The sequence below is a fragment of the Streptomyces sp. NPDC008150 genome, assembly GCF_042956945.1.
Classification (GTDB): Bacteria; Actinomycetota; Actinomycetes; order Streptomycetales; family Streptomycetaceae; genus Streptomyces.
The window spans coordinates 236,693-259,057 of record NZ_JBIBHJ010000013.1; the positions used below are offsets into that span (position 1 = coordinate 236,693).

Below are 22,365 nucleotides of genomic sequence, written 5' to 3' on the forward strand. Positions count from 1 at the left end.
CGCGCCCGCAACGGATCAACTGCCTGGCGGAGGACGGGAAACCACAGCAGCATGTTCCGGAGGGCCCATGACTCACAGCTCCCGTCCGCCGCGCCGGACGCTTGCCACGGCGGTTCTCGGTCCCGCCACTCCCGTACCGGTCGGCGTGGTCGAGCAGACCGAGGAACGCATCGCCCGCTTCAGCGCCTACATCCGCATCGGATTCGTCGTCCTCGTCTACCTCCCCGTCCTCGCCTGGGACCGGCTGGCGCACCCGGTCCTCGCGGTGGTCGCCGCCGTCGCCGCCACCGCCGAGGCCGTGTGGTTCCTGCGGCGCGCCTTCCGGGGCCGGGGCCTCACCCGCGATCCCGTACTGATCTGGGGCGACGTGGCGTTCTGCCTGGCGCTGATGGTCGTCGGCTCCCGCGCGGCCCACCCGTACGAGCGCAACGAGATCACCACGGAACTGGTGCCGTTCGCCCTCGGGTCGTCCGCGACCGTGGCCTTCGCGCTCGGCTTCACTCCGCGGGCGGTCGGCGCCCTGCTCGGCCTGATGGGGGTCTGGTCGCTGTCGGTCCTGCCGCACGTCACCCTCAAACTCGGCTCGGACCTGCTGGGGTTCGCCATCTGGTACTTCCTGGCGCTGCGCGTGGCCGCCCAGTTGCGCACCCTCGCCGTGCGGACCGAGGACCTGCAGAGCGCCGCCCTGGTGACCGGGCGGCGCGCGGCGGAACGGGAGGCGGGGGAGGCGACGGCCAAGGAACGCGAGCAGCAGCACCGCGAGATCCACGGGCGGCTCCTGCCCATCGCCCAGCGGGTGGCCCAGGGCGAGACAGGCGCGGCGCTCGCCGCCGCGGCACAACGCGCCGTGCACAGCGCCCGCCGGCTCATCGACCCGCGCGCGGGCGGCCCCGCGCTGTCCGACCTGGCCGCCCAACTGGAGGACCTGTGCGTGGAGTTCGCCGAGGAGCACCTGGTGGTGGACGAGGTGCTGCGGATCCACCACGAGCCGCCGCCCGAGGTGGCCGAGGCGCTGCTGGCCGCCACCCGCGAGGCCCTGCGCAACGCGCTGAAGCACAGCGGCACGCGTGACCCCGTCCACCTGTACGCCGTCGCGGACGAGGCGGCCGTCGAGATCTCCGTGCGGGACCGCGGGGCCGGACTCTCGCCGGGCGACCCCAGGCCCGGCGCGGGCATGGCCGGCACGTACGCGGCGGTCACGGCACTGAACGGCACGTGGTCGCTCGAACCGGCGACGGGCGGCGGGGCGCGGGCGACCTTCCGGTGGCCGCGCGCGGCGGGCACGACGGATCCGGAGCGAGAGAGGGAACCCCGATGACCGGAGCACAACCTCCCCGTCCCGCGACACCGCGCGCCTCCGGCGGACCCGACCCACGGCCCGTGCTGCGGGTCGCGGTGGTCGAGGACGAGGCGATGACGACCGCGCAGATAACCGGCCAACTGACCGCGCTCGGACTGGAGGTGGCGGTCCGTGTACAGCGCGTGGAGGACCTGCCGGACCCGCCGGACGGACCGCCCGCGGACGTCGCCGTCTGCGACCTGCACCTGCCGGGCCTCTCGGGTGCCGACGCCGTGGGACACCTCGTGGGCCGGGGCCTGCCCGTCGTCGCCACGACCGGCGCCGCCATGCGCGAGGAAGCTCTGGAGGCGATCGCGGCCGGCGCCCGCGGCTTCATCGAGAAGCGCGGACTCGCCACGGACCGGTTCGCCGCGGCGGCCCTCGCGGTCGCCGACGGCGGCTGCTACGCGGACGCCCACCTGGCCGGCTACTTCCTGGACGACCTCGACCGCAATCCGCTGCTCGGCGAGCGGCTGCGCACCGACGACAGGCGGCTGCTGGAGGCGATCGCCCGGGGCGACCGCATCGAGGACATCGCGGCGGAGTGGGGACTGGCCGTCCGTGAGGTCCAACAGGTCCGCCTGGGGCGCCTGTTCGCCGCGGAGGTGCGGCACCGGACCGCCCACCACCTCACCGCCCGGGAGAAGGAGGTGATGATCGCCGTCGGCTGCCGGGGACTCACCTACAAGCGGGCCGCCGCCCAACTGGACATCGGGGTCAGCACCGTTGCCCAGCACATGGAGAACATCCGCGACAAGTACCGCAGGACCCACCCCGGCAGCGACGGAATCCGCATCGCCTCCGCGGCCACCCGCTGGGCCTGGGAACTCGGCTACTGCCACGGAGGCGGCACAACCACCGTCGTGTGACCGGTGGTTGTGCCGCGGGCCCGTCAGGACTCCGGAACGTGCTTGCCCCACTTGTCCACCAGCCGGCCGCCGTCGTCGCGGGTGACACCGCCGGCGCTCTCCGCCGTGGACGTCTGGGTCGGGTGCCCGTACTCGTCGGGCGGTCCGTCCCACGACATCCCGAAGTGGAGGCCGCCGTCCGAACCGGGGGCGGACCCGACGGCGGCGTGCGCCGTACCGGCCGCGGAGGCCGCGTCCGCCGCGTCGGCGGCATCGGCGGCGTCCGCCGCGTCGACCACGTCGATGACGCCGAGCCCGTCGGCGAGCGCGGCGGAGACGGCCACACTGGTGCCCACGATCACGACCTGGTTCGTGCGCCGCTTGATCCTGCCGCGGCGCTCACCCGTGGCCCCCACGGCGTCGGCGCACGCGTCGCCTATTCCGTCGGCCACTTCACGCACGAGAGGCCGAATGGCCTTGTTGACGAAGAGGGAAATCCCGGACATCGCTCCTCCGAGCTGCTCCAAGGGGGCGGGATCCCTCGACATTAGGAGCGGCGGTGCGACGGGTGAATCCCCGATTTCGGGGAGGCGGCGGGTCTCGCCGGCGGTCAACCGCCGTACTTCCGCGCCCTGTTGGCCTCAGTTCCGGTCACCGGACCGCAACTCCTCCCCGGTCCGGCCGTCGTACGCGCTCCACCTGACGGCGGGCGGCACGACGCGGGCGCAGCGCGGGCCCCCGTGCTCGTCGGTCAGGCCGAGGCGGCCCACCAGCAGGCCGCCGCGTGCCGCCTCGTCGAGGACGGCGGCGGGCACCGCGGCGAGCAGGAGCTTCGCGCGGCGGAACATGGTGAACGTGCCCCGCGCGTCCAGTGCGCCCCAACTGAGGTAGACGAACCGGTCGCCGGGGCGCCCCTGCACGTACCGGCCGGTCACGTCGGGACCGGTCCCGGTGGACGTGACCGTGCATTCCAGGGTCCAGGAGGCGGACGGGGCGTCGCCCGGGTGGAGGCCGAGGAGTTCGGCGGGCCGGTCGCGCCGCTGCACGGCGACGTGCACGTTCTCCAGACGGGCGGGGCCGCCGTCGGAGGGGTGCGGGGCGTGGTGCGTGAAGGTGCGTCCGGGCAGGTCGACGGCGTCGATCCGGACGAGCAGGGGGGCGGGGACGGCGGTGGGAGCGCGCATGCCGTCCATCGTCCCGCGCCCCGGTGCGGGAGGTCAGCTCTTCGCGTCGGCGTCCAGCAGTTCCGCCAGCCGGCCGATCACCAGGGGTGCTTCGAGGCGCAGTGCCTCGACGTCCATGCCCTCGTCGCCGATCACGGTGAGCAGCGCGCGCTCGCCGACGGCCAGGACGACCACGTGACCGCCCGCACCGCGGGCCACGACCTCGCGCAGCGGCCCGGTGGAGGCCTGGTCCGCCATGCGGTTGCCCAGTCCCAGGGACGCGGCGGCGAGGGCCGCCACCGACTCGGCGTGCGCCTTGTCCACGTCGGCGACCACCAACAGGCCGTCCGCGGTGGAGATCACGGTTTCGGAGACCCCGAGGACCTTGTCCCGCAGGGCGGTGAGGACGGCGGTGAGGGCTTCGGCGGAGGACGGTGAGGCGGTCATGGTGCTCCTGTGGAACTGTCGGTGCTCTGTGGGGGGTTCGACGCCCGGTCGGGGGGCCGGACCGGGGCGGGGAGTCAGGATTCGGTGGACAGGCGGGCCAGTGCCGAGGCCACCCGGCGCACCAGCTCGACGTCGGGGGCGTCGCGGTCGAGGCCGCGCGGCGGGGGCGGCGCCGAGCCGCGGCCGGGCACCCGGCGTGGGAGGGCACCGGGCACAGGGGGCACCGGCCCCGGCGCTGACCCCCGCAGGGCCGCGGGGACCGGGGGAGCCGGAGCGGCCGCGGGGCGGGCCGCCGCAGCCGTACGGGGCGAAGGGCCGTGCGCCGTGTCCGGCAGGGCCCGTCCGAGGACGCGGCGCCTGGCGATCCTGCGCCCACGTGAGCTCATGCGCCGCTCTGGTCGGTCGACGCGCCGCCCAGCGGGTGGCTGCCGGGCGCGCGGCGGGGCAGCGGCCCGGCCGGCGCGGGCGGGGCCTGCGGCGGGGGACCCGCGACGCGCGGCGCGGTGCTGGGCCGGTCGGCCGGCGGCGGCTGCTGTTCGCGCCGCAGCAGCCCCAGGGCGTCCATGCGGATCAGGTCCGCCATCACCGCGTACAGCCCGCGTCCCAGGGCGAACGCGATGTCGCGCGGTGTGCGCCGCCCGTTGACGACGGAGAGCACGGCCGCGTGGCGGGCGCCCGGCCGGACCGGCAGCGGGGTGGCCGCCTGGATCCGGGTACGGGCGAACTCGCCCACGGGTCCGCGGTGTTGGGACAGGTGCCCGAACCGGCGGGCGGTCTCCTCGGCCAGCCGGGCGGGCTCCACGCCGGCCGCGCAGGACACCGGCACCGGCTCGGACAGCTCCCAGCCGGTGGGTGTGGTGAGCGCGAGCGCGAACGCCCCGTCGAACACGGCGGCGGTGTGCAGGAGGTCCAACTCGGCCCGCCCGACCACGCCTTGGCCGACGAGGGCCGCGTCCAGGGCGGCGTGGTACGGGTCGGTATCGGTGATGCCGTCGTCCCGGGCGGCGCGGGCGGCGGCCGCCGCCGCTGCCCAGGTCTGCTCGTCCACCCGCTGCGACTTGAGGAGCTGCGACTCCACCCCCGGGGCGCCGGGGGTGTGGACGGCGACGACGAGTCCGTCGCGCAGATGGATGCTGCCGCCGGGGCTGCCCGACACCAGGACGGTGGCGCTGCGTTCCTCCTGGCGCATCCGGTTCAGCAGGGCGGGCACGTTGCGGGGTTCGTCGGTGCGGATCATGCCAGTACGCCTTCGGCGAGGGCGCCGAGCCGGTGCAGGACCAGGGCGAGGTTGGTCCGCTCGCGGTCCGCGACGGCCGTCAGCAGCAGCGGGTCGCCCTGTCGGGGCACCGTGCGCAGGACGAGGTGCTGGTCCCGCAGGGTCACCACCACGCTCTCCAGCTCGCCGTCGGCTCCCGCGGCGGCCAGCCGGTCACCGATCAGCGCGGCGAGGTCGGCGCACTCCGCGGCCGCCGCCGCGCCGTGGTCGCGGCCCGCCGTGGCGTACGTCAGGCCGGTCACCGCGTCGACGAGCGCCGCGTCCGTGACTCCTGGGGCGTCGAAGAGCCGTGTGAGGCTCGCATCGATGGAGGACACCGGCATCCGTTCGTGAACCCTTCACTTGTTGACAGGAAGCACAGTAGTTTAATTCCGTATTAGAGCAATAGCGTTCTCGGATGACCGTTTCTGACGGGTTGTCATGAGTCTCCGGGTACGCGTTCAGCCCGGGGCCCCCGCCCCGGCAACAGCGAAGGACGCAGCTATGAACATCGAGTCGGGCCTCAAGGACGCCATGGCCATCGAGGGCGCAGTGGGCGTCGCGCTGGTGGACTACGAGAGCGGGATGTCCCTCGGGACCCTCGGGGGCGGTCCGGGCTTCGACCTGGAAGTGGCCGCGGCGGGCAACACCGAGGTCGTGCGCGCGAAGGCCCGCACCCTGGCCGCGCTGGGCATGGAGGACACCGTCGAGGACATCCTCATCACGCTCGGCCACCAGTACCACCTGATACGTCCGCTGACGAGCAGCAGCGGCTCGCTCTTCCTGTACCTGGCGCTGGACCGCGCCCGCGCCAACCTGGCGCTGGCCCGGCACGGTCTCAAGCGCATCGAGAGCACCCTGGAGGTCTGAGCGCCGGGCGGCGGCACGCGGCCGGCCCCGCGCCGCCGCGTGCCGCCGCCGGGGCGGGACCCCGCGGCAACCCGCTTGAGCCGCCGCGACCACGTGGGACAGCATGGCCCCGTGATACGTGGAAGCAAGGTCGGGCTGCGCACCCGCCGCGACGAGGACGTCCCCGTGCTCCAGGCCGGGCTGTACGAGGACGTGGCGACACGTGCCCGCGCCGACTCCCGCCCCTGGCGCCCCCTTCCGCCGGACGCCGCGGACTCGCCCGCCGCCGCGGCGGCCCCGTCGAAGAACCTGGCGTACTTCTCCGTCGTCGAGCTGGACACGCAGGAACTGGCCGGCGAGGCACTGCTCTGGAACATCGACACGCACAACAGGACCGCGCACCTGGGCATCTCGCTGCTCCCCGCGTTCCACGGGCGGGGCCTGGGCGGCGACGTGGTCCGGGTGCTGTGCGAGTACGGGTTCGCCGTGCGCGGTCTGCAACGGCTCCAGGTCGAGACCCTCGTCGACAACACCGCGATGATCGCGGCGGCCCGCCGGTCGGGATTCGCGGTCGAGGGCACGCTGCGCCGCTCGGCATGGGTGTACGGGGCGTTCGCCGACGTCGTCGTCCTCGGGCTGCTGGTGGAGGAGTGGGTGCGGTGACCCCGGCACGGCGGCGGCCGCCCGGCGGTCGGCGACCCGGTCCGTGACCTCGGCCGTGAACCCGGCCGTGGTGCCGGTCCGCGGCGTGCGGCATGATCACCGGCGTGAGAGATCCGCACCTGCCGACAACGGAGGCCGCCGTCGCGGCGGTCCGCGCGATCGCCGACGAGTACGGCCTCGCCGTGCGCGTCACGCACGACGTCGGCGCCGACCAGGTCGCGCGCCGTACCGCCGCGGAGCTGTTCACGGTGCTCGACGCCGACGGCTCGCTGCCGCACGAGGCGTTCGTGGACCTGGGAGGAACACCCCGCACGAGCGTCCGGCTCTTCGCGGACGGCGACGCCACGATCACCGTCGAGGGCGTGGAGTTCCACGACGTGCCGCGCGACGCGGTCCCGCCGTTCCTGCGCTCGGTGTTCGGCGGACTGGCCCATGTGAAGGGGCGGTTGTTCCCGCCGGGCCGGTGGCTGGTCGTCCCGCTGCCCGGCGACGAGACCTACCGCGAACTCGTCGGCCTCCCGCTGACGCCCTGGCTGGCGCGCGGCACCGGACGCCGGTGAACGCTCCCGCCCCCACCGGAACGCGGACCGGCGGCACCCCCGCCCGCCCGCCGCACCGCGAGCGCGGCACCGGTACCCGCCCGGGTCCCGGACCTTCCGGCCCGGATGAGATGCTCCGCCCGTGAACGGGAACGTGGACGTGGACATGAACACAGGGACGGAAACCGCCGGGACCGCGGCGTCGCGGGACGTGCCCCCTGTCGAGCGCTGGGAACTGCGGCCGGCCGAGGCCGCCGACGCCGGGCGGATCGCCGAACTGCGCGCCGTCGTCATGCGCCCGGACCTGGAGCGGCTCGGCCGCTACGACGAGGACCGGGTGCGCCGCCGCCTGTACGACTCCTTCTCCACGCTGTACACGTCAGTGATCCTCGTGGACGGCCGGTTCGCGGGAAGCGTCACCGTCCGCCCGGTCGCCGGTGGCCGGCTGCTCGAACACTTCTACCTCGCCCCGCACCTCCAGGGCCGCGGCCTCGGCTCGGCGGTCCTGGGCGCGGTCCTCGACCGGGCGGCGGCCGAGGGCGAGACGGTCCGCCTGGCCGTCCTCCGCGGCAGCGCCGCCCGCCGGCTCTACGAACGCCACGGCTTCGTCATGGAGTCCGAGGACGCCGTGGACGTCCTCATGGTGCGGGCCCCGCGATGACGGCCGCGGCCGTCATCGCGGGGCCTCGCCCCTTGGGGTTCGCGCGGGGCGGCGGATGCGATGCCGGCACGGGACTTCTGCGCGGGTACCGCACTCGATTGAGTGATGTGACCCTTAATGTGCCGATTTACAGCCCGGGTTGAGATCATTGGCCCGGAGCGGCGCACGGCGCCGGCGACCAAGGTCCCCGGCGGGGAAGGGCTCACCGCCCCCTCGCAGGTGGAAGGAGGGGGAAGGGTCCATCCGGGATTCGGCCATGCCGTACGCTGCACCGGACACTCCTGACAATCTTATTGGAGCGCAAACGTGGCGAAGCAGGCGGATACGGGCGGATTGGCAGGGTTGCTGTCCGTCGAGGGCCAAGACGTGGCAGGCGCCTGGGTGCAGCAGGTCGCGAAGTCGCTCAGGGGCCGGCTCAGTGCCGCCGAGCTGAGCCGCGAACTGGGCGAGCTGTACGAGGCTCTGGTGGAGGCCCTGGGGCAGGGTGCCACCGACGTCCACGCGGAGTCGATGTCCGAGGTGCGCGCCCTGCTCACCGAACTCTCGCGCAACCGCGCCCTCCAGGGCTTCTCGCCCACCGAGACCGCGATGAGCGTCTTCGCCCTCAAGCAGGTCCTCGAACCCGTCCTCGCGACGGGCACGGAGGACCAGATTCGCAAGTACGGCGAGCTGAGCCGTGTCCTGGACGGGCTCGGCCTCTACACGATCGAGACCTACACGCAGACGCGCGAGGAGATCATCACCTCGCAGTCGGAGCAGCTCATGGAGCTGTCCACCCCCGTGGTGCGTCTGTGGGACGGCGTGATCGCCGTGCCGCTGGTCGGCACGCTCGACTCCGCGCGGACCCAGGTCGTCATGGAGAAGCTGCTCCAGGCCCTGGTGGACACCGGTTCCGAGCAGGCCATCATCGACATCACCGGTGTCCCGGCCGTCGACACCCAGGTCGCGCAGCACCTGCTCAAGACGATCGTGGCCGCCCGGCTGATGGGCGCCGAATGCACGGTCTCCGGCATCCGCCCGCAGATCGCGCAGACCATCGTCGCGCTCGGCATCGAGTTCGGTGACATCGTCACGAAGGCCAGCCTCGCGGACGCGCTCAAGCTCGCGCTGAAGAAGTCCGGCGTGGACCTCGTGTCGCACAAGGGCGGGCAGCGGTGACGGACCGGGTACCGATCCTGCGGATCGGTGAAGTGCTGGTCGTGTCCATCCAGTTCGACCTGGAGGACCAGACGGTCCTGAACCTCCAGGAGGACCTCGCCCAGCAGATCGTGGACCGCTCCGCGCGGGGCGTCATCATCGACATCACGGCGCTGGAGATCGTCGACTCGTTCGTGGGCCGCATGCTCGCGACCATCGCCGACATCTCCCGCATGCTCGACGCGCAGACCGTCGTGGTCGGCATGCGCCCCGCCGTCGCCATCACGCTGGTGGAACTCGGTCTTTCGCTGGGCGGCGTCAGCACCGCGCTCGACCTGGAGAAGGGACTCGCGCGGCTGCACAGGTCCGGCACGTCCACGGACCGGTCGTGACCGCGCCCTGGGTCTCCGACGGCGGCCCCGAGGAGTATCCCGTCACCCGCAGCAACGACGTGGTGAGCGTCCGGCAGGCCGTCCGGACGCTCGCCCAGAAGTGCCGTCTGTCCCTGGTCGACCAGACCAAGATGATCACCGCCGCCAGTGAACTGGCGCGCAACACCCTCGTCTACGGCGGTGGCGGAGTCGTCCGTGCCGGCCTGGTGCGCAGGGCCGGACGGGACGGTGTGGCCGCCGAGTTCGCGGACCAGGGGCCCGGCATACCGGACATCGACCTGGCGATGACCGACGGCTGGACCTCGGGCGGCGGCCTCGGCCTCGGCCTGAGCGGCGCCCGCCGTCTCGTCGACGAGTTCGACCTCGACACCGAGGTCGGCCGCGGCACCACGGTGACCATCATCAAGTGGGCGAGATGACCACCCACACCGTTCTGGACTGCCAGGACGTGGCCTGGTTCCGGGACGGTCCCTCCCTCTCGGCGTCCGCCCGGGGAGCGGCGGCGGCCCTCGCCCGCCGCATCGGGCTCAACAGCCACCGCTCCGCGGAGGTGGCCCTGGCCGTCACCGAGGCCGCCACCAACCTCCGCCGGCACGCCGTCGATGGAGCGCTGCTGCTGCGAGCGCTGCGCACCGACACCGAGGCCGCGGTCGAGTTCCTCACCGTCGACTCCGGTCCGGGCATGGCCGACGTGGCGGCGTCCCTCACCGACGGCACCTCCACCGGGGGCACCCTGGGCATCGGGCTCGGGGCGGTCTCCCGGCTCGCCGACCACTTCGACGTGCACTCGCTGCCCGGCCGCGGCACGGCCATGGCGGCCCAGTTCTGGTCCCGCACCGTGGACGCGCACGGCGTGTCCGGCGCGTCGGCGGCCGGTACGTCCGTCGTCTCCGGCCTGACCCGCCCGATCAGCGGCGAGACGACCTGCGGCGACGCCTGGGCCGCCCGCGCGGAGACCGGCGCGCAGGCCGCCGGCGGGCGTCCCGCGCTGCTCGTCATGATGTGCGACGGACTGGGGCACGGGCCCCTCGCGGCCCGCGCCGGCGAGGCCGCGGTGCACGCCTTCCACCGCACGTCCGCCGTCGACCCCCAGGGGATCGTCGAGGCCGTGCACCGGGCACTGGTCGGCACCCGCGGCGGAGCCGTCGCCGTCGCCAGGGTGGAACCCGACGCGGGCCGGCTGACGTATTGCGGTATCGGCAACATCAGTGGCTTCCTTGTCGGGAACGGATCGCGCCGCACTCTGCTGTCGGTCCCCGGCATCGTCGGAGTGAACATGCGGCGCCTGCGCGTCTTCGAGGAGCCCCTCCCCAAGGGGGGCGCCCTCGTCATGCACTCCGACGGGCTCACCGAACGCTGGGACACGTCCTCCATGCCCGGCCTGCTCTACCACGCCCCCCTCGTCGTGGCCGGGCAACTGCTGAGGGAAGCCGGGGTGCGCCGGGACGACGCCGGCGTCGTGGTGCTGAAGGACGCCTGGTGAACGGCCGTGGGTGTGGTGAACGTGCCGGCCGATCCCTCTGAAGCACGCCTCCGCGCGGTCCCGCCGCAGGCCGGCACGTCGGCGCCGGCGGGGCCGTCCTTCGGGCTGACCTCCTCCCAGGACATCTTCAGCCTGCGCCGCAGCGCCCGGCGCGTCGCCGCGGACCTCGGCCTTGAACGCCAGGACCAGGTCCGACTGGCCACCGCGCTCAGCGAGTTGGGCCGCGACAGGCTGGGCTGCGGGGCTCTCACCGTCTCGTTCCGGCTCGACGCCGCCGAGCAGCCCGCCCTCGTGGTCACCCTCGAATGGGACCGGGGCACCCCGCCGCCGGCCGAGACCCTCGAACTCGCCGCCCGCCTCGTGCAGGTCGAGTACGACCCGGACGACGACCACAGCCGGATCGTCGTCCGCCAGTCGCTGCCGCCCGGCGGCCCCGCGCTGCCCGAACTGCGCCGGCGCCTCGCGGAGACCCTGGGCCACGACGCGCCCACCACCGAGGCCGACCACCTGCGCGCGCAGACCCGCGACCTCATCACCGCGCTGGAGGAGACCCGCGCCCAGCGCGAGGAACTGCGCAGGCTCAACGAGGAGTTGGAGGAGACCAACCAGGGTGTCCTCGCGCTCTACTCGGAACTGACCAAGGAACTGGAGACGACCAACAGCGGCGTGCTCGCCCTGCACTCCGAACTGGACGAGAAGTCACGCCAGTTGCGCGAGGCGGGCGAGGCCAAGACCCGCTTCTGGACGAACATAAGCCACGAACTGCGCACCCCCATCAACGCCATCGTCGCGCTGTCCCGGCTGCTCCTCGACCCCGAGTCGCCCGCCCTCACGGCCGACCAGCGCCAGCAGGTCGCGTTCATCGCGTCGTCGGGCGGCACCCTGCTCGCCCTCGTCGGCGACCTCCTCGACGTGGCCAAGGCCGAGGCGGGCCAACTGGAGGTCCAGGCCGCCCCCGTGGACCTCCGGCTGCTGGTCGCGGAACTGACCGGCACCCTGCTCAGCGGCTACGGCGCCGAGGACGTGCGGTTCACCACCCCCGAACCGGCCTGCCTGCCCACGATCGTCACCGACGAGCACCTGCTCACCCGTGTCCTGCGCAACCTGCTCTCCAACGCCCTGAAGTTCACCGACCGCGGCGAGGTGCGCCTCGACGTACGCGTCGACGGCGACCCCGGGGCGGCCGCCGTGCGGTTCACCGTCAGCGACACCGGCATCGGCATTCCCGAGGACGAACTCGGGCGCGTCTTCGAGGAGTTCTACCAAGTGCGCGGCCCGCACCAGAACGGCAGGGCGGGCACCGGGCTCGGGCTGCCCTACGCCCGCATGCTCACCGAACTCCTCGGCGGCACCCTCACTCTCACCAGCACGCACGGTGCCGGCACCCGCGTGACGGTGCGCATCCCGGAACTCGACAGGGCGCGGCCCGCCCCGCAACAGGTGAAGGAGGACGGCAGTGACCAGTGAGGCTCAGGACATGGACCCCGCCGCCATCCTGGTGATCGACGACAACGACACCAACCGCTACGTACTGACCAGTTGGCTGCAACGCGCGGGCCACACCGTCGTCGCCGCGTCGACCGCGACCGAGGGCATCGACTACCTGGACTCCCCGGGTGAGACGCTTCCCGAGATCGCGATCATCGACGTCCGGCTGCCGGACATGAGCGGCTTCGAGGCCAGCGAGCGGATCAAGGAGAGCGCGCGCACCGCCGGCCTCCCCGTCATCCACGTCTCCGCCGCCGCCATCAGCCCCGAGGACCACGCCGAGGGTCTGCGGCGCGGTGCGGACGCCTATCTCGACCAGCCCATCGACCGCGGCGAACTGCTGGCCACGGTCACCGCGACCCTGCGGTACGCCCGCGCCCGGCACCGGGCGGAACGGCTCGCCGAGCGACTGCTCGTGCTCAACCGCGCGACCATGGACGTCTACAGCGCGGTCGGCTTCCACTCGTTCGCCGCCGCCGCGACCGGCGGCGCCGCCGACCTGCTGTCGTGCCCCGCGAGCGCGCTCTTCCTCTCCCCGCAGGGGCAGGCCGTCCACAGCACCAGCGCGGGCCCCGGCGTGCCGGCCGGCACGCGGCCGGCCCGCCCGGACCTGCTGGACCGGCTCGCGGCGCGGAACCTGGCCGGCGGCACCGGCGCCGCCATCGTCACCCTCACCGCCGCGCAGTGGGCGACGCTGCTGCCCGACGACCACCTGAAGGGCGACATAGCCCTGGCGATCGCCCGCACCAAGCGCGGGCGGCCCCCGGTGTGCCTGGCGGTGCCCGTCGGGGCGGTGGCGGGTGCCGACGAGGAGCAGTCGTTCCGGCAGCTCACCCACGCCTGCGCCCTCGCCCTGGAGGCGCTGCGCACCTACAACGAGGAGCACGCGCTCGCGCTCGCGCTCCAGCGGTCGTTCCTGCCCGTGGCCCTGCCCACCGTGGAGGGCGTCGACCTGGCCTTCCGCTACCTCCCGGCCTCCGAGAACGCCGAGATCGGCGGCGACTTCTACGAGGCCCTGGAAACGGCCGACGGCCTGCTCCTCGCCATAGGCGACGTCGCCGGGCACTCGCTCGGCGCGGCGACGGTGATGGGGGAGGTGCGGCACGCCCTGCGCGCGTACGCCATCGAGGGCCACCCGCCGCACCACATACTCAACCGGGTCGAGACACTGCTCGCCCGGTCCCAGCCCGAGGTCAGCGTCACCCTGTGCCTGGTCCTGCTGGCCCCGGACGGCCGTACCGCGCAGGTCGCGAACGCCGGCCACATCCCGCCGCTGTTCATCACGCCCGACGGGGAGGCGCGCTTCCACACCCCGCACGGCCCGCTGCTCGGGCTGCGGCTCCCGCACCCGCCGCCCACGGTCGTGCCCACCCCGAGCGGCACCCGGCTGGTGCTCGTCACGGACGGGCTGGTCGAACTCCGCACCTCGCCCCTCGACGACACCCTCGCGAAGTTCCGGGCCGAGGCCGTCGGCGGGCCCGCCGACCTCCAGGAACTCTGCGACCACCTGCTCGCGCGCTTCGGGCAGGACAAGGACGACGACATCGCCCTGCTGGCCGCCGACATTTCGTGACCCCGCCACGGGTCGGCACCGGGCGTCGGACCGCCGATTTCACAGGTGGCGCAAAGAATTCCGCCACCTGTGAATTCGCCGGGCTGTTCGATCCGTTTCCGTGCGGTCACCCGGTGCGATTCCGTGGCCCTCGATACTCGCGGTCCGTATTCGCCGGTACCTGGGGCGGACACCTGTCGGGCGACCGCGATCCGGCGCCGTTTCGAACCCGTGGGCGGGGGCAGTCGGCGGTCATGGAGACCAATGAGGGTACGGAAGAAGTGATCGAGACCCAGGGGGACGAGCACCATGTCGTCCTCAGTGCCGACACCAACGGTGACGGCAGGACCGACGTCTGGATGACCGACACCACCGGCGACGGCAAGGCGGACCTCTACCAGTTCGACACCGACGGCGACGGCGAGATCGACGTGACCATGGCCGAGCGCGCGGACGAGCCCGGTGCCGACCGCGTCGTGGTCGAGGGCGACGGCGGCCACCCGCTCGCCGACGCCTGAGCCCCCTCCAGGCGCCCCGGCGCGCGGCACACCACCAGGGCAGCGCGGGGCCGGCGCACGGCACGGGACCGGCCCGCGGAACCACGAGGAGTTTCTGTGACCACCTACGTCATCACCGTCCCGGGTACGTTCGTCCACGGCATTTCCCCGGCCCTGCGCTCGGAGGTGGAGCGCAGGCTGAGTCCGCGGGACCCGCAGGAGACGGACCTCGGCGAGACGGAGGATCTGAGCCTCCTGACGGTGGAGGACGACGGCAACGTGTTCTCCGTCAGGCTGCGCGTCGAGGCGCCCGACCAGGCGTCCGCGGAGGGCGAAGCGGTCCGTCTGGTGACCTCCGTGTTCGAGGACAGCGGCCTCTCCAAGGACGACGCGCCCCTGGGCCCCGCGGCCGTGACGGGCATCGACCGGGAGTTCTGAGGCGTGGCGGAAAGGCTCGCGGCCATTCGGTCACGAGCCTTTCCCGCGGCTGATGCGGGTAATGCGTCCGAGGGGTCCGGGAATGCCTTTCCCCTGCTCCCGGCGGGCATCCGGAACTTCTTCCTCCGGTCGAATTCGAGGCGGAGGGACGGTGAATCCCGCACCGCGAGGATTCGGTTCCCGAGCGTGGTCGCACCGCCCGCGAGCGCCCCTTAGGCGGGCCTTTGCGCGTTCTTTGTGGATTCGCGAGCATTCACCGCATCGGGCGATTCGCCCGGTGCGACGGTTCCGGCCGCGGCGTCCGGCGGATACGGCGGTGTCGGGCGGGTGCGGTGCCGCGGCGGGCCGGCGCGAACCCCGCTCGTCAGGGGCCTCCGGGGCCTCCCGTCGTCGCCGCAGGGGCCCCGGCCGGCCCTTCCGGACCGGCCGCGAACCATGTCTTGATCAGACAACAGTCCACCTAATGCCCTCGCTCTCTGGTGACGAGCGCATTCGCCGTGTAGCGTCCTTCGCAGATGTCGTGGTTCGCAGTACATGCCCGCGCTGAAGTGCGGGCGTTTTTGCTGTGCAGTGCCAGAGGACCAGGACGATCACCTCCGGGTCCGCGCGGTGTGGGCCCGATATCGACTGAGAGGCACCGGCATGGCCAGCGGAACCGTCAAGTGGTTCAACTCTGAAAAGGGCTTCGGCTTCATCGCGCAGGACGGGGGCGGCCCGGACGTCTTCGCGCACTACTCCAACATCAACGCCAGTGGCTTCCGTGAGCTCCAGGAGGGCCAGGCCGTCACCTTCGACATCACGCAGGGCCAGAAGGGCCCGCAGGCGGAGAACATCACCCCCGCCTGATTCGGGGTCGTACCACCGCCGGGCCCCGGGAGCACACGCTCCCGGGGCCCGGCGCCCGCTTGTGGGGCCGCGCGACGGCTCCGCGAGCCGCAGCCCGCACCGCGAGGTGCGAGGCCCCCGTGCGGCGGCCGCGGCGGATCCCGCCCGGCCCGTACGGCTGCGTCCTCCCGAAAGGCATGCGCCGTGCGGGAGTTGACGCCCCGGGGTGCACGCCGAACCGTCCGCCCCGCGTCCGCCGGGCCCCGTCACGCCGCCGCCCGCGCCCCGTTCACGGCCTTCGCCGCCGCGGCCCTCCGACGCTTTCCGCGCCCCCCTTCTCCGCGCGCCCGCCTGCGGACCTTCGGACCGGGCCCCCGTCGCGGCCCCCTGTGCCCCGGCCGCCGTCACGCGTGACGCCACGCCTGTTCCGGCCCTCCCGGCGCATCCCTCGCGGCAGCCTCCGCGACCCCTCCGGACCCCGTGGGGCCTTCGTCCGTGTTGCACACTTTCGGGTGATGGTCGCGGCGCGCGCCGGGTGGCGCGCCCTGGCGGGGGAGTGGCACATGTCCTCGGGCAGAAGGGAACCGGCGTCGCCGGTGCGTCAACCTCGTGCGTTCAGCGGGTGAATGGACGCTGCACCCGACCGTCACGGGGATGCGGGCGGTCCGTAACGCGGAGCCGGTTTCCCTGGTCGTACGAGGTCACCGGCGGCAATGTTCTGGGTGTGGCCAGCAGGCCGCAACCCGCACATCGCACAACCGGCCCGGTCCCGTCCGGGATCCGGAAGTGCCCGCACCACATGGGGGACTTCATGTCCAGCTCCATCACCGCCCGTCGTCTCGCAGCCGCCGCGATCACCGCCGGCTTCCTCGCCGGGGCGGCGGCGCTCCCGGCGTCCGCGGCGGACAACAGGCCGCACCGGCCCGCCGTCGAGATCACGAAGGTCCAGTACGACTCTCCGGGTCGGGACGACCACTCCAACCGGTCCCTCAACGGTGAGTGGGTGCAGATCACCAACAACACCGGCAAGTCGGTGAACCTGGACGACTGGACCCTCTCCGACAGCCACAAGCGCACCTACACCTTCCACCACTACCGTCTCGGCGGTCACTCCAGCGTCAAGATCCACACGGGCAAGGGCAACAACACCTACCGCGACCTGTACCAGGGCAAGCGGGACTACGTGTGGGACGACCGCGACAGCGCGACCCTGCGTGACGACCACCGCCGCGTCGTCGACAGCGAGTCGTGGGGCAGCCGCGGCCACGGTGGCGGCAACGGCGGCGGCCACGGTCACGGCCACTGACCACCGCTGACGCACCAGGTCTGACCGGCGCCCCGGTCCCGGCACTTCACGTGCCGGGACCGGGGCGCCGTGCTGTGCGCCCGCGTCCGCCGGTGTCCGTGCAGGTGTCACGCGAGGGAGACGGAAGGGTTGCGATCCGGTGCACATACGAGTGATTGCCCCGGCCGGGGACAGTCGCCCGCAATGACCACGAGTACGACTTCTCCCACCACCGCCCCCACGACACCGACGGCGGCCGCGGCCCCCGCGGCGGACCGGTCCGTCGGCTCCCCGCACGGCTTGGGCGTCCGGGCGTCGGAGTTCCTGACCCGGAAGGGTGTCCGGACGGCGATGCTGACCGGCTCCGCCGTCACGACCGCCGCGGGGCTCCTGGCGGCCGTCCACGGGTGACCCCGCGCACACCTGTGCGACGCGCGGTGCCGTGCCGCACGCCTGACGGGACACCGCGGGCGGTGGCCCGATCTCGGACACCCGGTCTGTCCGGCCGGTTCCGGGGCAGACGGCGATCTGACGAGGGCGGCCGTCGTGGCCGTCAGCCGCCGTGAGGCCAGGACGACTTGGGAGCCACCATGCCGATCGCAGTGCCGGGTAGACCCGCCGAACTGTCCGGTGCGAGCACCGCGACGGAACGGTCGAGCAGGGCCTTCGCCCTGCCCCGCGGCCTCGGGGGCACCGCCGGCCGGATCGCCGCACTCACCGTCTGCCAGGCAGCGCTGATGGTGGGATTCGGGCGGCTCATCACCGGTCCCGCGAAACACGTGTGGCCGATGACGGTCGAGGACCACGTCGACGAGGGCTTCGAACACCTGCGGACGCACGCGCTCACCGACGTCTCGTACATCGGCTCGGAGGCCGGCAACACCCTCACGGTGATCGTCATCACCCTCCTGGCCTGCGTGGGCCTGGTGCTGATACCCCGGCTGCCGATGTGGCGGCAGGCGTCCTTCCTCGCCGTCGCCGTGTCGCTCCAGGCGCTCGTCTTCCTGGTCATCACGCTGTTGGTGGACCGGCAGCGGCCCCACGTGCACCGGCTCGACGCCTCGCCGCCGACGTCCAGTTACACCTCCGGCCACACCGGAGCGGCCACCGCGCTCTACGCCGGGCTCGCCTGGCTGGTGCTGTCGAAGGTGCGCGGTCCGTGGCGCAGGATCGTGGCGGGGATCCTGTTCCTGCTCCCGCTGTTCGTGGCGATGTCACGCCTCTACCGGGGCATGCACCACCCGACGGACGTCCTCGGCGGCCTCGCCAACGGCGGTCTCTCGCTGGCCATCACGGGCAGCGCGCTGTTCGCCCGGCCGCTGGTGACCGCACCGCCCGCCGACGGCACGGCGGTCGAGGCCGCGCCGGGCACGGACGCCGTCGACTCCGGTCCCCGCGAGGCCGTTTCCGCGGACGACGCCGCGGCCGGCGACTCGGAGCGGGCCCCCGCACTGCCGGGCCCGGTGACCGTCGTCGTCAATCCCACCGTGACCGGTGAACGGGACCGCGACGCCCTCCGGCGCGTCCTGGAGTCGCACGGTCACCGGACGCCCACGTTCGTGGAGACCACGGCCGAGGACCCCGGCGGCGGCCAGGCCGCCGCCGCGCTGCGCGACGGTGCCCGGCTCGTCGTGGCCTGCGGCGGTGACGGCACCGTGCGCGCCGTCGCCGAGGCGCTGGCCGGCAGCGGCGTCCCGCTCGTCGTCGTGCCCAGCGGTACCGGCAACCTGCTCGCCCGCAACCTCGGTCTGCCCCTCGCGCCGACCGACGCGCTGGACGCCGCGCTGCGCGGCACCCCGCACCGGCTCGACCTCGCCCGCGCCGAGGGCGACGACTTCGAGCGCACCCACTTCGCCGCGATGGCGGGGGCCGGGCTCGACGCGGCCATCATGGAGCGCACCGCGGACGGGGCCAAGTCCGTGATCGGCTGGCCCGCCTACGTGGTGGCGGCCCTCACCTCGCTGAACACGCCGCCCATGGCTCTCACCCTGCGCCTCGACGGCGCTCCCGCGCTGCGGCGCGAAGCCCGCATGGTCCTCGTCGGAAACGTCGGCACCGTGCAGGGCGGGACGACGCTGCTGCCCGCGGCGCGGCCCGACGACGGCAGGCTCGACCTGATGATCCTCGACCCGCGCGGCCCCGGGGGCTGGGCGCGGGCCCTGACGGCCGTACTGCGCGGCGGGCGGCGGAAGCAGCCGGCGCCCGCCCACGTCACCGACGCCGAGGGCCGCAGCGTCCCGGTGGAGTACTTCACCTTCCGCGAGGCCGAGTTGACGTTCGACACCCCGCAGTCGCGGGAGGTCGACGGCGACCCGGTCAGCCGGGGCACCCGGCTCGGCGTGAGCGTCGTGCCCGGCGCCCTCACGGTGCTGCTGCCGCCCCGGAGGGCCGAGTGAGCACCGCCTCCAGGGTGCCGGTGACCCGTGACATGTCGGGCGACGAGCTCTCGGCGGACGAGGCACTCGCGTCGCTCCGCCGTTACGGGCGCTGGCCCCTGGTCCGCGACTCGTTCATCCGTTTCCGGTACGCCGACGGCTTCAGCCACTCGCGGGCCCTGGCCCTCCAGACGGTGCTCGCCCTCATACCGATGGCCCTCGCCTTCGTCGGCCTCTCGTCGAGCCTGCACACCGAGGGCTTCGGCCGCGTGACGGAACTGACGATCCATCAACTCGCCGCCGGGCCCAGCGCGGAGGTGGTGGACGACGCCCTGGAACGCAGCCGGCAGGAGGCGGGCGACGGCGCCGCCGTCGCCCTGTGGTTCGGGCTGATCTTCTCGGTGGTCAACGTGACCACCGCCATGTGCCAGGTCGAGCGGGGCGCCAACCGCATCTACGGCAACGAGCGCGACCGGCCCTTCCACCTGAAGTACCTGCGCGGCCTGGTGATGTCGCTGACCGCCGGCCTGCCGCTCGGGCTCGGGTTCGTCGTCATGGTGGCGGGCAGCGACCTCGCGTCCGCCGCGGCCGAGGTGTACCACCTGGACGGCGGCGCGGAGACCACCTGGAACGTGGTCCGCTGGCCGCTCGGCGCCCTGCTCGCCCTCGTCTCGGCGAGCGCGATCTTCCGCCGCTCGCCGCGCCGGGCCCAACCCGGCTACACCTGGCTGGCGTTCGGCGCGGCCGTCTACCTCGTGCTGTGGACGCTGCTGACCTGGCTGCTGTACCTCTACCTCCAGCTGAGTGGTTCCTTCGACTCGGTGTACGGGCCGCTCAGCGCCTTCATGTCACTGTTGCTGTGGGCCTACCTGACGTCCATCGCGCTCTTCCTCGGGCTGTCGTTCGCCGCCCAGTTGGAGGCGTCGCGGGCGCGGGTGCCCGGTCCGATCCAAGCCGACCCGGGAGTCTGAACATGCCGGTGCGCGCCGCACTCCGCCGCTTTCGCGCCAGCCGCCGCAGCGCGGCCGACCGCCGCTTCGGCGTCCACCTGCTGGGTGCGACGGCCGTGGCCGCGATCGCGGCGGTCCCCTTCGGCCTCGTGCTCGTCCTCGTCGAGGGGCACTGGGAGCCGCTGCGCCGGATCGACGTGGACGCGGCACGCGGACTGAACCGGCTGGCCCTGCACCACCCGGCCTGGACCGACGTACTGCGGGTGCTGTCCAACAGCGTCTGGGACCCGGTCACGCTGCGCGTCGTCGTCGCCCTGCTGACCGTGTGGCTGCTCTACCGCCGGGCCTGGCGGCTGGCGCTCTGGGCCGCGGTGACCGCGGTGGCGGGAGGACTGATCGGGCTGCTGGTCAAGGTGGTCGTCGAGCGGGCCAGGCCCTCCCTCCAGGACCCGGTCGCGCACGCGCCGGGGTTCTCCTTCCCGTCCGGGCACGCGATGACCGCCACCACGTCCTTCGCGATCCTGCTGCTGGTCCTGCTGCCGATGATTCCGCGCGCCTGGCACGCCCTGTGCTGGTGCGTCGCCCTGGTGTCGGTGATCGGCGTCGGGTTCACCCGGGTCGCCCTGGGGGTCCACTGGTTCAGCGACGTGGTGGGCGGGTGGCTGCTCGGCCTCGCCGTCGTCGCGGCCACGTCGTGGGCGTTCGAGGCCTGGCGCACCGACGTCGGCAGGGGCCACACCCCCGTCCGGGACGGTCTGGAACCCGAGCTGACCCACCGGCTCCCGGAACGGGACGGCTCGCGCCCCTCGCGCTGAGCGGCGACGGGCGGGCGGCGGGCGGGCGACGGCCGGGCCCCGGGCGGGCGACGGCCGGGCGGCGGGCGGGACTCCCGGCGGGGGTAACTCCGCGCCCTGCGAAACGTTGTACGAGTTATGTCTTCGACAGGGTCCAGTGCGCACACCGGCGTGGCTTCGGCCGCCCCCGCCGGCCCCCCTTCCTTTCTGCTGACCCCCTCGCAGGGCGAGGCCGCCCGGACGCTGATGGGCCACGTGGGCGAACTGCCCGTGCCGAGCGGCGACACCCGGCTGCTGGCGACCGTGGTGACCATCCGGGCGGCCAGGAGCGGCAAGGGCAACATCACCGGCTCCGACCTGCGGGCACTGCGCCTCGCCGACCCCGCGCGGACGGTCGGCGACCTGCGCGCGCTCGGCTGGGAGGTGCCGGACGCGCTGCTCGACGGCGACCCCGACGCGCCGTCCGCGATCCTGGTCCCCGGCATCGGCATCTCGGCCGAGAGCCCGCTGTGGTTCGGCCTGACGGCACGCTCGCGGGTGTCGGGATGGGTGGCGCGCACGATCTCGGCGAAGCCCCTGAAGAAGACCTCCGCGACCGTCCGTACGGCCGCGCTCTTCCTCGCCGCGCACTGCTCCTCGACGCTGGAGGGGCGCCTCCCCGAGGGGCTGCCGCCGGAGTGCCGGGAGGTCCTGCCCGAACTGCTCGCCAGGAACTTCCTCGTCGCCCTCACCGGCGACGACTTCGAACTCGCCCCCGCGGTACGCCACTTGGCGGGCCGGACGGAGGGCGAGCCGGTCGCGCCCCCGGCGCGGGACCCCGGACGCACCCGCTCCCGGAAGACCGCCGACGTCTACGACCCGGCCGAGTGGGAGCGGTGGAAGCAGAGTGCCACCCCGGCCCTGACCCGTCACGTGGCGGCCGTGGCGCGGTGCGCGGTGTGCAGGCCGTCTCCCGGCAGGGTGGCGCTCGCCTTCATGCGGTCGACGCCCGAGCCGTATGTCGACAACGAGGTCCGCGTCGCCTACGCGGCCTGGAAGGACGAGCACCCCGACCGCGGCCCCGAGGCGGCGGTGCTCACCGTCGCCTACCGCGAGCGGCACGGCCACGGGCCGTCCTACCGGCAGTTGTGCAAGGGTCTGGGGTGGCGGCTGCCGCGCCCGCTGGGCACCTACGTGGTGCGGCGGCTGCTCGACAACGGGTGGCTCACCTGCACGGGGACGGTTCCGTGGACCCTGCGGCCGGGACCCGCCGCCCAGGAGCACGGCATCGTCCTGCCCGCGCAGCAGCGGGGCACCGCCGAGGCGCGGCCGGTCTCGCCCTGACGTACTCCCCGCGCGGTGTGGCGCGGCGCACGGCAGAGGCCCTCCACCCGGGCGCGCGGCAC

General features: G+C 73.6%; 27 protein-coding genes. 21 read left to right on the top strand and 6 right to left on the bottom strand.

Features of this window, described 5'->3' with window-relative positions; all coding sequences use genetic code 11:
• Positions 1-67 precede the first annotated feature (67 nt).
• A complete protein-coding gene (locus tag ACFZA0_RS28645) occupies positions 68-1,318 on the top strand; it encodes an ATP-binding protein (protein ID WP_391022238.1) in 1,251 nt (416 codons plus the stop codon).
• Positions 1,315-2,208, top strand: coding sequence for a response regulator (locus ACFZA0_RS28650; RefSeq protein WP_391022239.1), 894 nt, complete (start codon positions 1,315-1,317; stop codon positions 2,206-2,208). Before ACFZA0_RS28645 ends, ACFZA0_RS28650 begins: the two co-directional genes overlap by 4 nt.
• A 23-nt stretch (positions 2,209-2,231) precedes the next feature.
• Here ACFZA0_RS28650 and ACFZA0_RS28655 read toward each other — a convergent pair whose 3' ends face one another.
• From ACFZA0_RS28655 to ACFZA0_RS28680, 6 genes are all read right to left on the bottom strand, one after another.
• Positions 2,232-2,639, bottom strand: coding sequence for a hypothetical protein (locus ACFZA0_RS28655; protein WP_391022241.1), 408 nt, complete (start codon positions 2,637-2,639; stop codon positions 2,232-2,234).
• A gap of 189 nt (positions 2,640-2,828) precedes the next feature.
• Positions 2,829-3,371: a DUF5990 family protein gene (locus ACFZA0_RS28660; protein ID WP_391022243.1), complete on the bottom strand. Its 543-nt coding sequence runs from the start codon at positions 3,369-3,371 to the stop codon at positions 2,829-2,831.
• 33 nt (positions 3,372-3,404) lie between these two features.
• Positions 3,405-3,797: a roadblock/LC7 domain-containing protein gene (locus tag ACFZA0_RS28665; protein WP_391022245.1), complete on the bottom strand. Its 393-nt coding sequence runs from the start codon at positions 3,795-3,797 to the stop codon at positions 3,405-3,407.
• Positions 3,798-3,871: 74 nt separating this feature from the next.
• Positions 3,872-4,012 carry a hypothetical protein gene (locus ACFZA0_RS28670; protein WP_391022246.1) on the bottom strand — a complete coding sequence of 47 codons (141 nt, stop codon included), beginning with the start codon at positions 4,010-4,012 and terminating at the stop codon, positions 3,872-3,874.
• 167 nt (positions 4,013-4,179) lie between these two features.
• Positions 4,180-5,034 carry a hypothetical protein gene (locus ACFZA0_RS28675; RefSeq protein WP_391022248.1) on the bottom strand — a complete coding sequence of 285 codons (855 nt, stop codon included), beginning with the start codon at positions 5,032-5,034 and terminating at the stop codon, positions 4,180-4,182.
• Positions 5,031-5,390 (bottom strand): hypothetical protein, encoded by a 360-nt coding sequence (locus ACFZA0_RS28680; protein ID WP_391022250.1) that lies wholly within the window; start codon positions 5,388-5,390, stop codon positions 5,031-5,033. Before ACFZA0_RS28680 ends, ACFZA0_RS28675 begins: the two co-directional genes overlap by 4 nt.
• Before the next feature lie 166 nt (positions 5,391-5,556).
• Here ACFZA0_RS28680 and ACFZA0_RS28685 point away from each other — a divergent pair, with 166 nt between their 5' ends.
• From ACFZA0_RS28685 to ACFZA0_RS28775, 19 genes are all read left to right on the top strand, one after another.
• Complete coding sequence (locus tag ACFZA0_RS28685) at positions 5,557-5,922, top strand: hypothetical protein (protein ID WP_391022252.1); 366 nt, start codon at positions 5,557-5,559, stop codon at positions 5,920-5,922.
• Positions 5,923-6,033: 111 nt separating this feature from the next.
• Positions 6,034-6,564, top strand: coding sequence for a GNAT family N-acetyltransferase (locus ACFZA0_RS28690; protein WP_391022254.1), 531 nt, complete (start codon positions 6,034-6,036; stop codon positions 6,562-6,564).
• A gap of 104 nt (positions 6,565-6,668) precedes the next feature.
• On the top strand, positions 6,669-7,124 hold the full coding sequence (locus tag ACFZA0_RS28695) for a hypothetical protein (protein WP_391022256.1): 456 nt from the start codon (positions 6,669-6,671) through the stop codon (positions 7,122-7,124).
• Between the two features lie 121 nt (positions 7,125-7,245).
• The gene (locus ACFZA0_RS28700; RefSeq protein ID WP_391022258.1) at positions 7,246-7,764 is read left to right on the top strand and encodes a GNAT family N-acetyltransferase; all 519 of its coding nucleotides are present in this window, start codon (positions 7,246-7,248) and stop codon (positions 7,762-7,764) included.
• Positions 7,765-8,070: 306 nt separating this feature from the next.
• A complete protein-coding gene (locus ACFZA0_RS28705; RefSeq protein ID WP_391022260.1) occupies positions 8,071-8,922 on the top strand; it encodes an RsbRD N-terminal domain-containing protein in 852 nt (283 codons plus the stop codon).
• Positions 8,919-9,293 (top strand): STAS domain-containing protein, encoded by a 375-nt coding sequence (locus ACFZA0_RS28710; RefSeq protein ID WP_391022262.1) that lies wholly within the window; start codon positions 8,919-8,921, stop codon positions 9,291-9,293. The genes ACFZA0_RS28705 and ACFZA0_RS28710 overlap by 4 nt, the downstream gene beginning before the upstream one ends.
• Positions 9,290-9,712, top strand: a complete 423-nt coding sequence (locus tag ACFZA0_RS28715) for an ATP-binding protein (RefSeq protein WP_391022264.1) — start codon at positions 9,290-9,292, stop codon at positions 9,710-9,712. The genes ACFZA0_RS28710 and ACFZA0_RS28715 overlap by 4 nt, the downstream gene beginning before the upstream one ends.
• Entirely contained in the window at positions 9,700-10,776 is a 1,077-nt protein-coding gene (locus ACFZA0_RS28720; protein ID WP_391022266.1) for an ATP-binding protein, read from the top strand. The genes ACFZA0_RS28715 and ACFZA0_RS28720 overlap by 13 nt, the downstream gene beginning before the upstream one ends.
• 105 nt (positions 10,777-10,881) lie before the next feature.
• The gene (locus ACFZA0_RS28725; protein ID WP_391022337.1) at positions 10,882-12,243 is read left to right on the top strand and encodes an ATP-binding protein; all 1,362 of its coding nucleotides are present in this window, start codon (positions 10,882-10,884) and stop codon (positions 12,241-12,243) included.
• A complete protein-coding gene (locus ACFZA0_RS28730) occupies positions 12,233-13,837 on the top strand; it encodes a SpoIIE family protein phosphatase (RefSeq protein ID WP_391022268.1) in 1,605 nt (534 codons plus the stop codon). The genes ACFZA0_RS28725 and ACFZA0_RS28730 overlap by 11 nt, the downstream gene beginning before the upstream one ends.
• Before the next feature lie 233 nt (positions 13,838-14,070).
• Entirely contained in the window at positions 14,071-14,334 is a 264-nt protein-coding gene (locus ACFZA0_RS28735) for a hypothetical protein (RefSeq protein WP_391022270.1), read from the top strand.
• Positions 14,335-14,430: 96 nt separating this feature from the next.
• Positions 14,431-14,751 carry a hypothetical protein gene (locus tag ACFZA0_RS28740; protein WP_391022272.1) on the top strand — a complete coding sequence of 107 codons (321 nt, stop codon included), beginning with the start codon at positions 14,431-14,433 and terminating at the stop codon, positions 14,749-14,751.
• 642 nt (positions 14,752-15,393) lie between these two features.
• Positions 15,394-15,597, top strand: a complete 204-nt coding sequence (locus tag ACFZA0_RS28745) for a cold-shock protein (RefSeq protein WP_059190954.1) — start codon at positions 15,394-15,396, stop codon at positions 15,595-15,597.
• Between the two features lie 790 nt (positions 15,598-16,387).
• Complete coding sequence (locus tag ACFZA0_RS28750) at positions 16,388-16,882, top strand: lamin tail domain-containing protein (protein WP_391022274.1); 495 nt, start codon at positions 16,388-16,390, stop codon at positions 16,880-16,882.
• 183 nt (positions 16,883-17,065) lie between these two features.
• Positions 17,066-17,272: a hypothetical protein gene (locus ACFZA0_RS28755; protein ID WP_391022276.1), complete on the top strand. Its 207-nt coding sequence runs from the start codon at positions 17,066-17,068 to the stop codon at positions 17,270-17,272.
• Positions 17,273-17,451: 179 nt separating this feature from the next.
• Complete coding sequence (locus tag ACFZA0_RS28760) at positions 17,452-19,257, top strand: diacylglycerol kinase family protein (RefSeq protein ID WP_391022278.1); 1,806 nt, start codon at positions 17,452-17,454, stop codon at positions 19,255-19,257.
• Positions 19,254-20,207 carry a YhjD/YihY/BrkB family envelope integrity protein gene (locus ACFZA0_RS28765; RefSeq protein ID WP_391022280.1) on the top strand — a complete coding sequence of 318 codons (954 nt, stop codon included), beginning with the start codon at positions 19,254-19,256 and terminating at the stop codon, positions 20,205-20,207. Before ACFZA0_RS28760 ends, ACFZA0_RS28765 begins: the two co-directional genes overlap by 4 nt.
• A 2-nt stretch (positions 20,208-20,209) precedes the next feature.
• Positions 20,210-21,001 carry a phosphatase PAP2 family protein gene (locus ACFZA0_RS28770; RefSeq protein WP_391022282.1) on the top strand — a complete coding sequence of 264 codons (792 nt, stop codon included), beginning with the start codon at positions 20,210-20,212 and terminating at the stop codon, positions 20,999-21,001.
• 150 nt (positions 21,002-21,151) lie between these two features.
• Positions 21,152-22,303: a hypothetical protein gene (locus tag ACFZA0_RS28775; protein ID WP_391022284.1), complete on the top strand. Its 1,152-nt coding sequence runs from the start codon at positions 21,152-21,154 to the stop codon at positions 22,301-22,303.
• The last annotated feature ends 62 nt before the right edge of the window (positions 22,304-22,365 follow it).

Coding starts and splice junctions, on each gene's coding strand:
- ACFZA0_RS28645 (WP_391022238.1), top strand. CDS start 68: ATGACTCACAGCTCCCGTCCGCCGCGCCGGACGCTTGCCACGGCGGTT.
- ACFZA0_RS28650 (WP_391022239.1), top strand. CDS start 1,315: ATGACCGGAGCACAACCTCCCCGTCCCGCGACACCGCGCGCCTCCGGC.
- ACFZA0_RS28660 (WP_391022243.1), bottom strand. CDS start 3,371: ATGCGCGCTCCCACCGCCGTCCCCGCCCCCCTGCTCGTCCGGATCGAC.
- ACFZA0_RS28665 (WP_391022245.1), bottom strand. CDS start 3,797: ATGACCGCCTCACCGTCCTCCGCCGAAGCCCTCACCGCCGTCCTCACC.
- ACFZA0_RS28675 (WP_391022248.1), bottom strand. CDS start 5,034: ATGATCCGCACCGACGAACCCCGCAACGTGCCCGCCCTGCTGAACCGG.
- ACFZA0_RS28685 (WP_391022252.1), top strand. CDS start 5,557: ATGAACATCGAGTCGGGCCTCAAGGACGCCATGGCCATCGAGGGCGCA.
- ACFZA0_RS28735 (WP_391022270.1), top strand. CDS start 14,071: ATGGAGACCAATGAGGGTACGGAAGAAGTGATCGAGACCCAGGGGGAC.
- ACFZA0_RS28745 (WP_059190954.1), top strand. CDS start 15,394: ATGGCCAGCGGAACCGTCAAGTGGTTCAACTCTGAAAAGGGCTTCGGC.
- ACFZA0_RS28750 (WP_391022274.1), top strand. CDS start 16,388: ATGTCCAGCTCCATCACCGCCCGTCGTCTCGCAGCCGCCGCGATCACC.
- ACFZA0_RS28755 (WP_391022276.1), top strand. CDS start 17,066: ATGACCACGAGTACGACTTCTCCCACCACCGCCCCCACGACACCGACG.
- ACFZA0_RS28760 (WP_391022278.1), top strand. CDS start 17,452: ATGCCGATCGCAGTGCCGGGTAGACCCGCCGAACTGTCCGGTGCGAGC.
- ACFZA0_RS28770 (WP_391022282.1), top strand. CDS start 20,210: ATGCCGGTGCGCGCCGCACTCCGCCGCTTTCGCGCCAGCCGCCGCAGC.